Source organism: Rhizobium sp. Leaf262 (assembly GCF_001422245.1).
In the GTDB taxonomy this organism is placed as follows: domain Bacteria; phylum Pseudomonadota; class Alphaproteobacteria; order Rhizobiales; family Rhizobiaceae; genus Agrobacterium.
The window spans coordinates 115,138-129,221 of the sequence record NZ_LMMM01000002.1; the positions used below are offsets into that span (position 1 = coordinate 115,138).

Genomic DNA, 14,084 nt, shown 5'->3' on the forward strand with positions numbered 1-14,084 from the left:
TTTTCAAGAATTCCGTTAGTCGAGCCTTTTGCGGAATGGGCGGGGCAAGGTCAAGTCTTGTTGCCTCAAAGGACGAGGATTCCGCCAAAACTAGCCTCAGGCAACGGTCTGGCCAAAGCCCAACCACCCTGAGACCAGCGCCCAGCCGCCATAAATCATTCCCAGACTGAAAAGTGCCGAGAGCACGGCCAGCACCAATCCGCCCAGCAGGGCCAGATCATCGCGTTGCGCCAGGGCCATTGCGATGATGAGCACCGTGATGCCCGGAAGCGTATTGCCGAACGGAATGGGCAGGGCGATGAGAACCGCCATCAGAAATATGACGATGCCGATGGCGGCTGGACCGAAGAACTTCGCCAGAACATGGCCGCGAGGCTTGAGCAAGCGTTCCAGCCTTTCCAGACGGGGTGCCGCCTTGTCGGCCGTCAACTGTATCAGGGACCGGGAAACAGAGCGACGTCCGAGAAAGCCGGGCAGGACCAGCTTGGATGCGCGAAACATCATTTGCAGCGAAAGAATAGCCAGTGCAGTGCCAAAGATGAAGCCCGCCGGAATGCCGGGAGTAGGGATGATGGCGGGAATGGCAAAAACCAGCAAAACGAACGCGATCGCCTTGTCGCCAAGCTGTTCCAGAAGGTGATCGAGCGACACGCGCTCCGGCAGGCCATCGGGAAGGCGCTTTAGCGCCGCCGCCATGCTCTGGTGTGGCGGGTCATCATCCATCGGCGGTGAAGTCCAGGGGGCCAGAGAAGGCCATCGATAAGCAACGTGATTTCATAGCGCAGAGATGGTGATCTGCGCACGTGTTTCAAGCGCCGGAACGCCGTCAGGCTCCAGCTGCCTAATCCTTCTTGGAAAACATCTGCTTCAACATCTCGGCCATCGGGCCTGTTTCCGGCAGCTTTTTCGGTTGCGCTGAATTCCGTGCCTGATGAATGTGAGATTGAGCGGCCGGCTTTGCCGCGGCAACCTTCTTTTCTTCGGATTTGACGCCGACCGCGAGCGCCAGCTTGTTCATGAGTTGCGAATCCTCGCCCTTCACCAGCATGTCGGCATTGTCGGCGATGGCGTCGAGAAGCGGCTCCAGCCAGACTTTATCGGACTTTGCGAAGTCTCCCAGAACATGTCCGTGAACGCGTTCCTTATCGCCGGGATGGCCGATCCCCAGACGCAGGCGACGATAGTCCTTGCCGCAGTGGGCGTCGATCGACTTCAGGCCATTATGGCCGCCATGACCGCCGCCGGTCTTGATACGGGCGCGACCGGCAACCAGATCGAGTTCGTCATGAATGGCGATGATGTCGCCTGTCTTGATCTTGTAAAAACGCATCGCTTCGCCGACGGACTCGCCTGACAGGTTCATGAAGGTCAGCGGCTTGAGCAACAAAACTTTCTCTCCGGCAATCTCTCCTTCGGAGATTTCGGCCTTGAATTTTTTCGACCATGGCGAAAAGGAGGGCAGGCGTTGCAGGGCATCGACGGCCATGAAGCCGATATTATGCCGGTTGCCGGCATATTGCGTGCCGGGATTGCCAAGGCCTGCAATGATGATCATGGAAATGTCCGCTCGATATTCGTTTAACAGCGTTCCTTCACCACCGAAAAATCGGGCGAGTGTCAATGTTTTTGTCGCTGCCAATCCTACGGATGAATGATCAGGCCGTATTTTTCGTAGATATTTCGCTGCGTGCCATCGGCAATAATGGCGTCAAGGGCATGCTGCATCGTGTTGATAAGACGGTCCGGCACCTGCCTGTTACAGGCCATGCCGAGGCTCTGATGCGTGAGAACGATGGCTTCCACGAATTCGTCTTCCGGCAGTTTCTTCAGCGCGCTTTCGGACATGGGCATGAGGTCAATACGACCGGCCACCAGCTTCATGAGGCTCGTATCGAAATCCGCACTGAGGTCGATCCTCGAAAATCCCGCCGATCGGAGAACAGTTTCGGTATAATCCGTTCGCTGGGTCCCGACCGTATAGGCCTTTGCCTCATCGAGACTTGCCACATGTAAGTGCGCGTCCCGGCGCGCAACCAGCACGTTACGGTCGATATGGATTGGAGACACCCATTTGAAATTGTTTTCGCGCTCTGGGATGCGCGCTGCCGCCACAACGCAGTGCATTGGTTCTGTCTCTGCCAGCGCCAAGGCTCTTGCCCAAGGCAGGACCGCTGCCTCGTAATCGATTCCCGTTCTTTCAAAGACGATTTTCAACTGGTCCATGTAGACACCCGTAGGACGACCGTGGCTGTCGCGCGTATTGTAGGGCGGATACTCTTCCGTGGTGATGTGAAGCCGCTCCGCGCTGGCTGGAAGCGCCGCACAAAAGACGATCAATGCCGATAGAATCCGCCACACTCCGTTCATCCTCCCCGATGACGTTACGTTCCGACCTTCGCCATTGCTGGAGGGGCCTGTTGTTCGTATTGAGCCATATAGGCGCTGATCGGCTGCGGCCTGGCGAAAAGATAGCCTTGCCCGCAATCCACGCCAATCTCCTTCAGCATGGCTTCCTGCTCGTGTGTCTCGATCCCCTCGGCGATCACGATGCAGTTCATCTTGTGAGAAATCGCGCTGATACCCTCGACCAGCATGCGGCTTCTGTGGCTGATCTCGGCGACCTCGTCGCGGATCGAGCGGGTGAAGGATTGATCGATCTTGACGATATCGATGGGGAAACGGTTGAGATAGCTGAGCGAAGAGTAGCCGGTGCCGAAGTCATCGAGCGCAATCCGGCACCCCAGTTCGCGGATGGCACCCAGCACGGCACGGATTTGCGGATCGTCATGCATCAGCACCGCTTCGGTGATTTCCACCACCAGCCTGTCGGGCACGATGCGGTGGCGATACAGAAGACCGGCGATGCGTGTGGGCAAACCGGGCTCGAATTGAAGCGCGGAGAAATTCACCGCGACGTAAGCATTTTCCAGCCCCGGCATTTGTGACAGCTGGGCAAGATTGCGGATCGAGTGGTCGAGGATGGCGTTGCCGATACGCGTGATCGCGCCGTTTTCTTCTGCTACGCCGATGATTGCGGCAGGTGACAGAATGCCCTTGTGCGGATGGTTGAGCCGCATCAGCGCCTCGAAACCAACCGTTTCTCCACTGGTGAGGTCGCGGATCGGCTGGAAATGGGCCTCCAGCCAGTTTTTCTCCAACGCCTGTTCGATGTCCTGTTCGATTTCCGCGCGCTCGCGTGCCTCGTTCATGATGGCGGGATCGAACATCTGTGCGCCGTTCTTGCCTGCCCGCTTTCTGCTGTACATGGCCATGTCGGAATTTTGCAGAAGCTCCGAGGCGGTCTTCGCATGCGTCGGGTAGAGCGCAAGGCCGATGCTTGCGCTCAGTCGTACGCTGTGTCCGGCGGCGTCGAAGGGCAGATCGAAAATAGCGCAGATCTCATCACAGATACGGGCCGCCCGGCTCTCGGTCATCGGCCCGGCCAGCAGCACCGCGAACTCATCGCCACCCAGCCGCGATGCGCTGTCGAGCGGTGTCAGCAGCCCTTTCAGCCGTTCGACGAATGTTTTGAGAACGGCATCGCCCGCGGCGTGGCCGAGATTGTCGTTGATAATCTTGAAACGGTCCAGATCGACGAAGAGGCAGGCCAGTTCGGTTCCGTTTTCATCGGCTTCCAGGATTTTTTCGTCCAGTATGGCTTCGAAACCCTGGCGGTTGAAAAGGCCGGTCAGATGGTCGGAAATGGCCTGAAGGCGGTTTCTCTGCTCGGACTGGCGCAGTTCCGTCACGTCGGTCATGACGCTCAATCCTTCGGAGCGATGTTGGCCGTCGCCAAGGTCCAGTGTTTTTTCCGCAATCAGCACGTCCATGAAACGGCCATCAGCGCACTGGAAATGCAGGGTCAGTTCGGAGCTGGCTCCCGTCGCGTCTGCTGTGGCTTCGTGGTGTTTGCGCAGTATGAAGCGAGCCCGGTCCTCGGGAACGATGAGGTCGGCAAAACTGCGGCCCAGAACATCGGCACGCTGGTAGCCCGTCGCTTCCACCCAATAGTCGCTGACGGCGGCAATGCGATCTGCCGGATCAAGGGAAAACAGCATGGCCGGGGTGCGGTTGTAAATCTCGGTCGTGCGCCGATGCGCTTTCTTGATTTCCTGCTCTTCCCGCTCCAGCTGGATTTGCATCTCGTTGAAGCTCTGTGCCAGCCGGCCCATTTCGTCCGTGGAGCGCCAGTCGACATGGTGACGCGAGCCGAGCCGACGCGTGGCTTCGATGGCGGCGGTCAGGCGCAGCAACGGTTTCATCACCATCAGGCGGTTGCCGATGATGGCGGTGGCGAAAATAGTCAGGATGGCGAGAATGAAGATGGAAATGAATGCCAGTTCGATGTTGCTCAGGGAATTGAACAGGCTGACATTCTGGAAGAATACGGTGATGGCTCCGACCTTGGTCTCTCCATCCAGATTTTTATAGGTGATGTCGCGGGTTATGGACGAGGTGTCGCCTGAAACATTGGAGCCTGCGGTCTGGGTGATGTCGAGATGGCCGAGCGTATCGCGCACCTTGACCATGTAGACTGCGGGATCGGTTACCAGGGTACCGGTGATCTGGTTGATGCTGTCGTCGTCCAGATCCCACAGCGGGCGACCCAGCGCCTGCGAATTGGCAACGAGCAGGATTTCCAGACGATCTTTCTGGTTGGCGACGGACTCATGATGAGACAACATGAGCAGGATGGTGAAAAGCGGAACGATCAGCGCCAGAACTGCCCCGGAAACGATCGTGATGAAGCGGCTTTCTACGGAATGCGTCATCTGCAGCAACTATCGTCCTTTGCCTCTAAACTTTTGCCGCGCAGAATTCCCAGCCCACGCGATAATAAAGCCTCTTCCACAATATCGAGATGCTGAGCGGAACCGAGCAATGCTCCGAACGTGCGAATGCAAAAAGACCTAAACCTAAAGTTTTGACTTATCGTTTCCGGGAATGATTAATCCTTGCTAAAAAAACACATTAAAACACACTGAAGGATGCGAAAGCGAAGGCATAAAAAATGCCCCGCCTCTTTCGAGGCGGGGCATTCAATAAGACCGAGATACGGCGCCTGAGCGCAGATCGATTACTCGGAAGCGTTGTTGTCTTCTGCCGGTGCTTCTTCGGTTTCGTCAACGATCGCAACGACTGGCGGTACGATGGTTGCGATGGTGAAATCGCGGTCGGTGATGACAGGAGCAACGTTCTTCGGCAGCTTGACCTGCGAAATATGAACGCTGTCGCCAACCTTCAGGCCGTCGAGATCAACGGTGATCGCTTCAGGAATGTCGTTGGCCGGTACGTGGGCTTCGACAGTGTGACGAACGATGTTGAGAACGCCACCCTTCTTGATGTCCGACTTGTCTTCGTTGATGAAGTGAACCGGAATTTCGACGGTAACCTGCGAATTGCCAGATACGCGCAGGAAGTCTACGTGCATCATGAAATCGCGGACTGGATCGCGCTGGTAGTCCTTCGGCAGAACCTTGTACTTCTTGCCGTCAACGTCGATCGTTGCGATGGTTGTCATGAAACCACCGGCCTGAACGCGCTTCGTGACTTCGTTGGTCGAAATCGCGATGGAAATTGGGGTTTGCTTGTCACCATAGATGACAGCAGGAATCAAACCGTTGCGACGTAGTTCACGAGAGGACCCCTTACCAACTCGTTCGCGCGCTTCGGCCTTGAGCTCATAAGATTCTTTGCTCATGGCATAATCCTTTTAGGTTGTCTGGAGAGCCCAATCCGACATGTCGGACTGAACTGGAGAGGGCCTTCGAAAAAGCCGTCTCGCCCGCGTTGCCTCCAAGGGTGTCTACACGGATGCGGGCGCTATAGTCGAAAGATAAAGGAAAGGCAAGGGTGACCGGGGCATTCCGCCCGTCAATGCCGTTCTCGCCGTGATTTAATCGACTTCGCCTCGCGCTCTTTTCGAGGGAGTAATTTAATCTCTGCTTATCTATGTCGGTAAACGCTGTGAAAACGAGATCACCATTATGCTGTGAAACAATTCAACAGATGCGTGATGCCGATGTATCAAATCCTGACCTGCCTGACCGTAGACCACGATCCCCGCTATACCATCGCTGCTGTGGCGATCTGCGTCATGGGTTGTTTCCTGACGATGCGGCTCTTTGCGCGTGCTCGTCAGTCGAAATCGCTTCAGCGGGCAAACTGGCTGTTTCTTGCGGGTATGATCGGCGGCACAACCATCTGGACCACGCATTTCGTCGCCATGCTGGGTTATCAGGCCCCGGGCAGCGTCGGTTTTCTTCCGGGCTTTACCGGCCTGTCCTTCATCATCTCTGTTGCGGCCACCACGGCAGGTTTTGCGATTGCTACCTATGGCGGCGATAGCCCGCTCGCGGAAGGCGGCGGCCTGGTCGTCGGGCTCGGTATTGCCTGCATGCACTATACCGGCATGGCGGCTTACAGCGTGCAGGGCTCGCTTGTTTGGGAGCCGGCCTATGTCGTGACGTCCATGGTGTTCGGAGCGCTGTTCGGCATGCTTGCCACCAACCGGGTCGTGCGGCCCGTCAACTGGTTTTGCAAATATAGCGGCATGACGTTTCTCGTGCTGGCCATTGCCTTGACCCACTTCACGGCCATGGCCGCGTTTTCCGTTTCGTTCGATCCCACGCTCGTTATCGCGCCTTCGCTGGTCTCTCCGAGCCTGATGGGCGGCAGCGCCATCATCATTACCTTCGTTCTCTTGGCATTCGGCTTTTCCACCTATGTGATCGATTCGGAATCCAGCCTTCAGGCGGTGGCGCGTTATCGCCACCTGTCGCTGCACGACGCACTGACCGGCATTCCCAACCGGGCGGCATTTCAGGAACATCTTCAAAACCTTCTGAAGCGCAGCAGCGATCCGACGACGCGGGTTGCGCTTCTGTCCTTCGATCTCAATCGTTTCAAGGAAATCAACGATGTGCACGGTCATGCGGCAGGGGACGCCGTTCTGCGCGCACTTGCGGACCGTATGAGTTCGATTCTTCGCCCCGGCGAGTTCATAGCCCGTGTCGGCGGCGATGAATTTGCTGCCGTCCTTTCCCGCTATTATTCCCGTTCCGACGGTCTGGAATTTGCCAATCGGCTTCTGGCTGAGGTGACGCAGCCCGTCGAGTGGAACGAGACCGTTCTTTCCGTGGGTGCCAGCATCGGCATCGCGGTGGCAAACTCTGGCATCAGGGATGTGGATGTCCTGGTTTCGCAGGCGGATGTGGCGATGTACCGCGCCAAGTCGGACGTGACCGGTACGATTTGTTTTTACGACAAGTCGATGGACGAAGCGTCACGCACCCGCAATGCTCTGGCCATCAGTATGCGCAGCGGCCTCGGCAACGGTGCTTTCGAGCTCTATTTTCAGCAGCAGAACGATACGGCGACCGAGGCGATCGTAGGCTTTGAGGTGTTGCTGCGCTGGAACCATCCAGAGCGCGGCATGATTTCACCCGCCGAATTCATTCCCATAGCCGAGCAGACTGGCTTCATCATCGAGATGGGTGAGTGGGTGCTGCGCGAGGCCTGCTTCCAAGCGGTGCGGTGGAGAAATCCGCTGAGCATCGCCGTCAACGTCGCGCCGCTGCAACTCTCGGATTCCGACTTTGTCGACAAGGTGCAGCGAATTCTTCTCGAAAGTGGACTGGAGCCGAGGCGGCTGGAACTGGAGATCACCGAAAGTGGCATCATCGTCGATCACCGCCACGCGCTGGTAACAATTCGTCGCCTGAAGGCGCTTGGCGTGCGCATCGCCATGGATGATTACGGCACGGGATATTCTTCGCTCTCGACCTTGCAGAGCTTCCCATTCGACAAGATCAAGATCGACCGCGGTTTTGTCGAGGGGTTGGGTACCAATGTACAGTCGCAGGCCATCGTCCGCTCCACCCTCATCCTTGCTAACAGCCTCAACATCCCCGTGCTCGCCGAAGGTGTGGAAACGCAGGCGCATCTGGAATTTTTGCGCCGGGAAGGCTGCCAGCATGTGCAGGGCTATTATTATGGGCGTCCGGGACCGGCCACCACCATCGACGCGATCGTCAACCTTCCCGCATTGGCAGGCGACCCCTCTGAAGCCGAGATGCTGCCACTGGCCAGCTGATCGGCTCTCGCACCGTCACGCTTTTTTTGATTGAAAGCGCGGCGTATCAGGCGCACCATCCCGGCAAAAATCGGGAGGAGCATATGTCAAACGGCACGGCACATGCGGATCATGTGTACCAAAGCGCCAGTCAGCCATCGGCTGCGGCGAGTTCACCCATTATCGCGTCCTGGCGTCGATGCATGACGATGCATCACCTGGCGCCTGAGAAAAGCAGCGAGCCGATCTTTCTCGCCGAAGCCGAGTTTCGAAGGGCGCGTGAGTTTTCCGCTGGCCTGATTGCCGAAAGTGCCGATGAACTCGACCGCATCTTTACCGCTGTCGGAAAGTCTGGCTGTTGCCTGTTGCTGACGGATGCGGATGGCGTGGCGCTGGAGCGGCGCGGTGCGGCGACCGACGATCGCGATTTTCGTCGGCTTGGCCTGTGGTCTGGCGCCGTCTGGAGCGAGGCGAGCGTCGGCACCAATGGTATCGGCACGGCGCTGGCAGATGAGCGTTCGGTGACCGTCTACCGTGATCAGCATTTCTTTTCGTCCAATATCAGCCTGTGCTGCACAACGGCACCCATTCGCGACCATCGGGGGCAGGTTACCGGTGCGCTCGATATCTCGACCTGCCGTGACGATGTCAACGAACTGACCTTTTCGATGCTGACGCAGGCGGTGCGTGATGCTGCCCAGCGCATAGAGGGCAATCTGTTTCGCCGCGCGTTTCCGGGCGCGCGCATTCTCATGCTGCCATCGGGAAATGTAGCGGCGCTATCGCTGTTGGCGGTGGATCAGGACGACATCATTCTGGGGGCGACGCGGGCAGCGCGGCTTGCCTTGCGGCTTGACGATTCGCATCTCGCTGCGGGCATTCCAGCGTCCGACGCCCTTCGCGAGGACCGACACGACAAACATGCCGATCTGGCCGATGCGGAGCGAGCAGCGCTGCGCCGCGTGTTGCTGCGCGCCAATGGCAACATCACACAGGCGGCGGCCTTGCTGGGCATCAGCCGCGCGACGCTTCACCGCAAGATGAAGAAGCTTTCGGTTCACTAGAAGAGCCGTCTTCCTCATTCCTGTGACAAGCACAGGAATGAGGAAGGTCTGAGAATCCCGAGAGATGCGTGCCCTTAGACATACATTCATAGATTGCGCTGTCGCAGATGTGAAACACTGTGCGGTGCGGAATATCGGGTCGGCCCTATCAATCCAGCCGCTCTGCGCTCACCTTCCTGTCACGCGACCAAAGGGTCGCATTCATCAGGGAGGATGAACTCATGAATATTCAGGTCCAGCAAAAGGCCGGTGAAACGCCGTTCAAGCTCAAATACGGCAATTACATCGGTGGTCAGTGGGTAGAGCCCAAATCCGGTCGCTACATGGACAATCTTTCCCCGGTCACCGGCCAGAAGATTTGCGAGGTTCCGCGCTCGGATGCCAGCGATATCGAGTTCGCAATCGATGCCGCACATAAGGCCCGAGCCGCCTGGGGCCGTACAAGTGTCACCGAACGCTCCAACATCCTGCTGAAAATAGCTCAGCGGATCGAAGACAATCTCGACCTCATTGCGCGCGCCGAAACCTGGGATAACGGAAAGCCGTTGCGCGAAACGACGAATGCCGACATTCCGCTCGTCATCGATCACTTCCGCTATTTCGCAGGTTGCGTGCGTGCGCAGGAAGGCTCCATCGGCCAGATCGACAACGACACCGTCGCCTATCATTTCCATGAACCGCTGGGCGTCGTCGGCCAGATCATTCCGTGGAACTTCCCCATCCTCATGGCCACATGGAAGCTGGCACCGGCGCTGGCCGCCGGTAACTGCGTGGTTCTCAAGCCCGCCGAGCAGACGCCTGCCTCCATCCTGCTCGTCATGGAGCTAATCGAGGATTTGCTGCCACCGGGCGTCGTCAACATCGTCAATGGCCTCGGCACCGAAGCGGGCAAGCCGCTTGCGCAGAGCAACCGCATCGCCAAGATCGCCTTCACCGGCTCCACATCTGTCGGCAAGGAAATCATGCGCTATGCTGCCGATAACGTCACCAACATCACACTGGAACTGGGTGGCAAATCGCCCAACATCTTCTTTGCCGATGTGATGGACGAAGACGACGCCTTCCTCGATAAGGCGCTCGAAGGCTTTGCGATGTTCGCGCTTAACCAGGGCGAAGTCTGCACATGCCCATCGCGCGCCCTCGTTCACGAGTCGATCTATGACCGCTTCATGGAAAAAGCCATCAAACGCGTCGAGGCCATCAGCCAGGATGATCCGCTGAACTCTGCAACCATGATCGGCGCGCAGGCGTCGCAGGAACAGTTCGACAAAATCATGAGCTATCTTGAAATCGGCAAAAAGGAAGGTGCGAAAGTGCTGACCGGCGGCGACAAGAAATCGCTCTCGGGCAACCTCAAGGACGGTTTCTACATTCAGCCGACGGTCTTTGAAGGCAACAACAAGATGCGGGTATTCCAGGAGGAAATCTTCGGTCCAGTTGTTTCCGTCACCACCTTCAAGACGCTGGAAGAGGCCATAGAGATCGCAAACGACACAGTCTACGGTCTGGGTGCAGGCGTGTGGAGCCGTGACACCAACACGGCCTACAGGGCAGGGCGCGGCATCGAAGCCGGTCGTGTCTGGACCAATTGCTACCATGCCTATCCGGCAGGCGCTGCGTTTGGTGGATACAAGCAATCCGGCATCGGTCGCGAAACCCACAAGATGATGCTGGATCATTATCAGCAGACCAAAAACCTGCTGGTGTCCTACAGCCCCAACAAGCTGGGCTTCTTCTGAGCCGACCATGCGTCTTTAGGACATGCACTGAACAAAAAAGCCGGGGCAGATGCTCCGGCTTTTATTCTGTTTGCGTTCCGAAACGGAATTTCAGTCGAAAAGACCCGAGACGGACTGTTCCATCGACGTGCGATTGATCGCTTCGCCAAGAAGCGTGGCCGTGGTGATGACGCGGATGTTGTGGGCGGATTGGACCGCTGTCGTCGGCTGAATGCTGTCGGTAATGACAAGCTCGCGCAGCTTGGACGAGGCCACACGCGCAACGGCACCGCCGGAAAGCACGCCGTGGGTGATATAGGCCGTCACGCTGGTCGCGCCGTTCTTTAGAAGCGCTTCAGCCGCATTGCAGAGCGTGCCGCCGGAATCGACGATGTCGTCGATCAGCAGGCAGTCCTTGCCCGTCACGTCACCAATGACGTTCATGACTTCGGATTCACCGGGACGATCGCGGCGCTTGTCGACGATGGCCAGCAGACAGTCCAGACGCTTGGCCAACGAGCGGGCGCGCACCACGCCGCCGACGTCTGGTGAAACGACCATGACGTTCTTGGTGTCGTAATGTTCCTTCACGTCGCGAGCGAGAATTGGTGCGGCGATCAGGTTGTCGGTCGGAATATCGAAGAAGCCCTGAATCTGTCCGGCGTGCAGATCGAGCGTCATGACGCGGTCGGCACCGGCTTCGGTAATCAGATTGGCGACGAGCTTGGCGGAAATCGGTGTGCGGGGACCGGCTTTACGGTCCTGACGGGCGTAGCCGAAATAGGGGAGAACCGCCGTGATGCGCTTTGCCGAGGAACGACGCATGGCGTCGATCATGATCAGCAGTTCCATCAGGTGGTCGTTGGCAGGGAAGGAGGTGGACTGAACGACGAAAACGTCCTCGCCACGTACGTTCTCACCGATTTCTACGAATATTTCCTGGTCCGCAAACCGCTTTACAGTGGCATTTCCCAAGGGAACATTAAGATACTTGCAGATCGCTTCGGCCAGATGCCGGTTCGAATTGCCTGCGAAAACCTTCATTGTTGCCGCCTGTTTCCATGCCATCGCCCGAGATCCGACAGAGATGATCTCTGTGGTCCCTGCGTCGTTCAACGGGGAGGAATACCCGACCCGAAGGGTGCCGGACACGCCGTTTTGCCATGGGCGCCTTAATAGCGGGGTTGCCCGTGAATGCAAGAGGTCAGAAGGTGTTACCCTTAATTTTCATGAAAACTTTGTGACTTCGCGCAAAGCGACAGGTTTTCCCACAGGTTTCGTCGGGCCTATCCCCGTTGCGCCTGTTTCCACGACTGGTACTCATTGAGTGTTTTGGCTGCGATCTTCTGCATGGTGCCGTCAGACGCCGCTGCCCATGGGTCGCTGCCTCGGGCCGGCACCGTTTCCTGCCCTTGCAGGCGGTGGAGGCGGGCGCCATTGGCATCCAGCACATCCCAGACGTAGACGATGGTCACGTTGGGGCCATCGGCAAAGGCGGAAAGATATCCTTTCAGGATATGTTCGGCGGTCGCGTCGCTCGATGGACGAATGGTCAGACCTTTGGCCCTGGCTTCTGCACCCAGTTGGCGCGAAAGTGGAGTGACCGCCTGAACCGGTGCGCCGATGATGGGGAGAAAGCGGATCGTGCTCGCGGCGGAGCCTGGGGGCAGGGAGGCCGTCTGGGTCTGCGGCTGTACGGGCGCGGTTTGCTGCGGGGCGACCGGCTGGCCGTACTGTGCGCCGCTGGTGATCGCCTGCGCTTGAGCTTGCCGGGTGTTTTGCGGCGCATAGGCTGGAACCTGCGAGGAAACGCCCGTCGGAGACCTGTCCGCAGCCGCTGCCATCTGGTCGAGATCGCCTTGCGTTACGGGCGTCGACTGCGTGTTGCCATGTCCGACATCCACCAGCGGCGTCAGAGTATCCGTCGTGTTGCAGGCCGATAGGGTGAGCGCAAGGCTTGGGATTGCAATAACCCGCCCTAGCCGCCGCATACCAGATGTCCCTTCATGATGTCTCCCGCCGAACCGTCATTTCCGGCAATGTACGGTTCGACTTCGATGGGAGTCAAATCCAGATTAAACCGTCAGCAAATCCAGACCGTGGCGCGAGAGCGATTCCGGGGCACCCTCCGTCGTGAGATAAGTCTGGCCCAGCGTCATCGCGACCCCTGAGTCGCTGTCCATGATGATCATGTGGACGAACAGCGTCATGTTGGGCAGGATTTCCTGCGTATTGCCTGCATAGAACATCTGCTGCTCCATCCATGAAGGCGAGAAGCGCGCGCCGAGCGAATAGCCGCAGGCATTGAGGCGGTGGCGGGTCAGTCCGCGCTCGTCCATGATGCGGGCGTGAACGTCGAACACGTCTCCGAATGTGTTGCCGGGGCGCAGAACCTCTTCGATGGCGCGGATGTTTTCAGCGCAGGCATTGTAGAGCTCCTTGTGACGGAACTCCGGTTCGCCGATAACGATGGTCCGCATCATGGCAGCATGATAATGGGCGCTGACACCAGCCCATTCCAGCGTCAACTGATCCTTCTCGTCCAGTTTGCGGCGACCGGCCTTATAGCGGCAGAGCAGCGCATCCGGTCCTGACCCGATGATGAATTCATTTGCGGGATAGTCACCGCCACCTGCAAAGATGGCACCCTGCATGGCGGCAAGAATATCGGCCTCATCAGCGCCTGGCCCTACGATTTTCAGCGCCGCATCCAGTGCATCATCCGCCAACTCGCCTGCGCGCTTGGCGTAGGCGATTTCGGCCGGGCTCTTGATCAGCCGCAACTCGCCTACGAGGCCGGATGCATCGATAATCTGACCGAAACTGGCCAGCTGGTGGTCGAGAAGGCGGGCGACGCGACCGGTCATGCCGTGCGTATCGAACTCCACGCCGATTCGGCAGCCGAGCAAATCCATCTCGCTCAGGAGGTTTTTAAGGTCGAGCGTCGGGTCGGCATTGAGGCGGTCTACCCAGATGACGATGTCTTCGATGATGGAAGTCTGTCGGGCTTGACGCAGATCCGCAGATCGGGTCAGAAGCGTCATGGTGCCATCGGCTTTGACGATCAGCGTCTGGAAAAAGCAGTAACCGAACGTGTCGTAGCCGGTCAGCCAATACATGCTTTCCTGCGCAAACAGCAAAATGGCATCCAGCTTTTCCTCTGCCATTTTTTCGGTGAGGCGGGTGCGGCGTGCCTCGAATTCGGCGGCGTCGAAGTGCAAGGCCATG

Annotated in this window: 11 protein-coding genes; 3 read left to right on the top strand and 8 right to left on the bottom strand. The window is 57.9% G+C overall.

Annotated features, from left to right (window positions below; genetic code table 11):
- Positions 1-96 precede the first annotated feature (96 nt).
- From ASF29_RS04155 to ASF29_RS04175, 5 genes are all read right to left on the bottom strand, one after another.
- On the bottom strand, positions 97-723 hold the full coding sequence (locus ASF29_RS04155; RefSeq protein ID WP_082453373.1) for an exopolysaccharide biosynthesis protein: 627 nt from the start codon (positions 721-723) through the stop codon (positions 97-99).
- A gap of 118 nt (positions 724-841) precedes the next feature.
- Entirely contained in the window at positions 842-1,555 is a 714-nt protein-coding gene (gene pth / locus ASF29_RS04160) for an aminoacyl-tRNA hydrolase (protein WP_062449031.1), read from the bottom strand.
- Positions 1,556-1,641: 86 nt separating this feature from the next.
- Positions 1,642-2,358: a transporter substrate-binding domain-containing protein gene (locus ASF29_RS04165; protein ID WP_244473482.1), complete on the bottom strand. Its 717-nt coding sequence runs from the start codon at positions 2,356-2,358 to the stop codon at positions 1,642-1,644.
- Positions 2,359-2,381: 23 nt separating this feature from the next.
- Positions 2,382-4,772, bottom strand: a complete 2,391-nt coding sequence (locus ASF29_RS04170) for an EAL domain-containing protein (protein ID WP_062448883.1) — start codon at positions 4,770-4,772, stop codon at positions 2,382-2,384.
- A gap of 305 nt (positions 4,773-5,077) precedes the next feature.
- Positions 5,078-5,701 (bottom strand): 50S ribosomal protein L25/general stress protein Ctc, encoded by a 624-nt coding sequence (locus tag ASF29_RS04175; protein ID WP_062448884.1) that lies wholly within the window; start codon positions 5,699-5,701, stop codon positions 5,078-5,080.
- A gap of 321 nt (positions 5,702-6,022) precedes the next feature.
- Between ASF29_RS04175 and ASF29_RS04180 the strand changes: the two genes are divergently transcribed.
- The 3 genes from ASF29_RS04180 (at position 6,023) to adh (ending at position 10,877) form a co-directional block, all read left to right on the top strand.
- Positions 6,023-8,095 carry an EAL domain-containing protein gene (locus ASF29_RS04180; protein ID WP_062448886.1) on the top strand — a complete coding sequence of 691 codons (2,073 nt, stop codon included), beginning with the start codon at positions 6,023-6,025 and terminating at the stop codon, positions 8,093-8,095.
- Positions 8,096-8,178: 83 nt separating this feature from the next.
- Positions 8,179-9,138: a helix-turn-helix domain-containing protein gene (locus ASF29_RS04185; protein ID WP_062448888.1), complete on the top strand. Its 960-nt coding sequence runs from the start codon at positions 8,179-8,181 to the stop codon at positions 9,136-9,138.
- A gap of 221 nt (positions 9,139-9,359) precedes the next feature.
- Positions 9,360-10,877 (top strand): aldehyde dehydrogenase, encoded by a 1,518-nt coding sequence (adh, locus tag ASF29_RS04190; RefSeq protein ID WP_062448890.1) that lies wholly within the window; start codon positions 9,360-9,362, stop codon positions 10,875-10,877.
- A gap of 90 nt (positions 10,878-10,967) precedes the next feature.
- Here adh and ASF29_RS04195 read toward each other — a convergent pair whose 3' ends face one another.
- The 3 genes from ASF29_RS04195 to ASF29_RS04205 form a co-directional block, all read right to left on the bottom strand.
- Positions 10,968-11,900: a ribose-phosphate pyrophosphokinase gene (locus ASF29_RS04195; protein ID WP_062448891.1), complete on the bottom strand. Its 933-nt coding sequence runs from the start codon at positions 11,898-11,900 to the stop codon at positions 10,968-10,970.
- A gap of 242 nt (positions 11,901-12,142) precedes the next feature.
- Positions 12,143-12,847, bottom strand: coding sequence for a hypothetical protein (locus ASF29_RS04200; protein WP_062448893.1), 705 nt, complete (start codon positions 12,845-12,847; stop codon positions 12,143-12,145).
- Positions 12,848-12,931: 84 nt separating this feature from the next.
- Positions 12,932-14,083 carry a Xaa-Pro peptidase family protein gene (locus ASF29_RS04205; RefSeq protein WP_062448895.1) on the bottom strand — a complete coding sequence of 384 codons (1,152 nt, stop codon included), beginning with the start codon at positions 14,081-14,083 and terminating at the stop codon, positions 12,932-12,934.
- Between the last annotated feature and the right edge of the window lies 1 nt (position 14,084).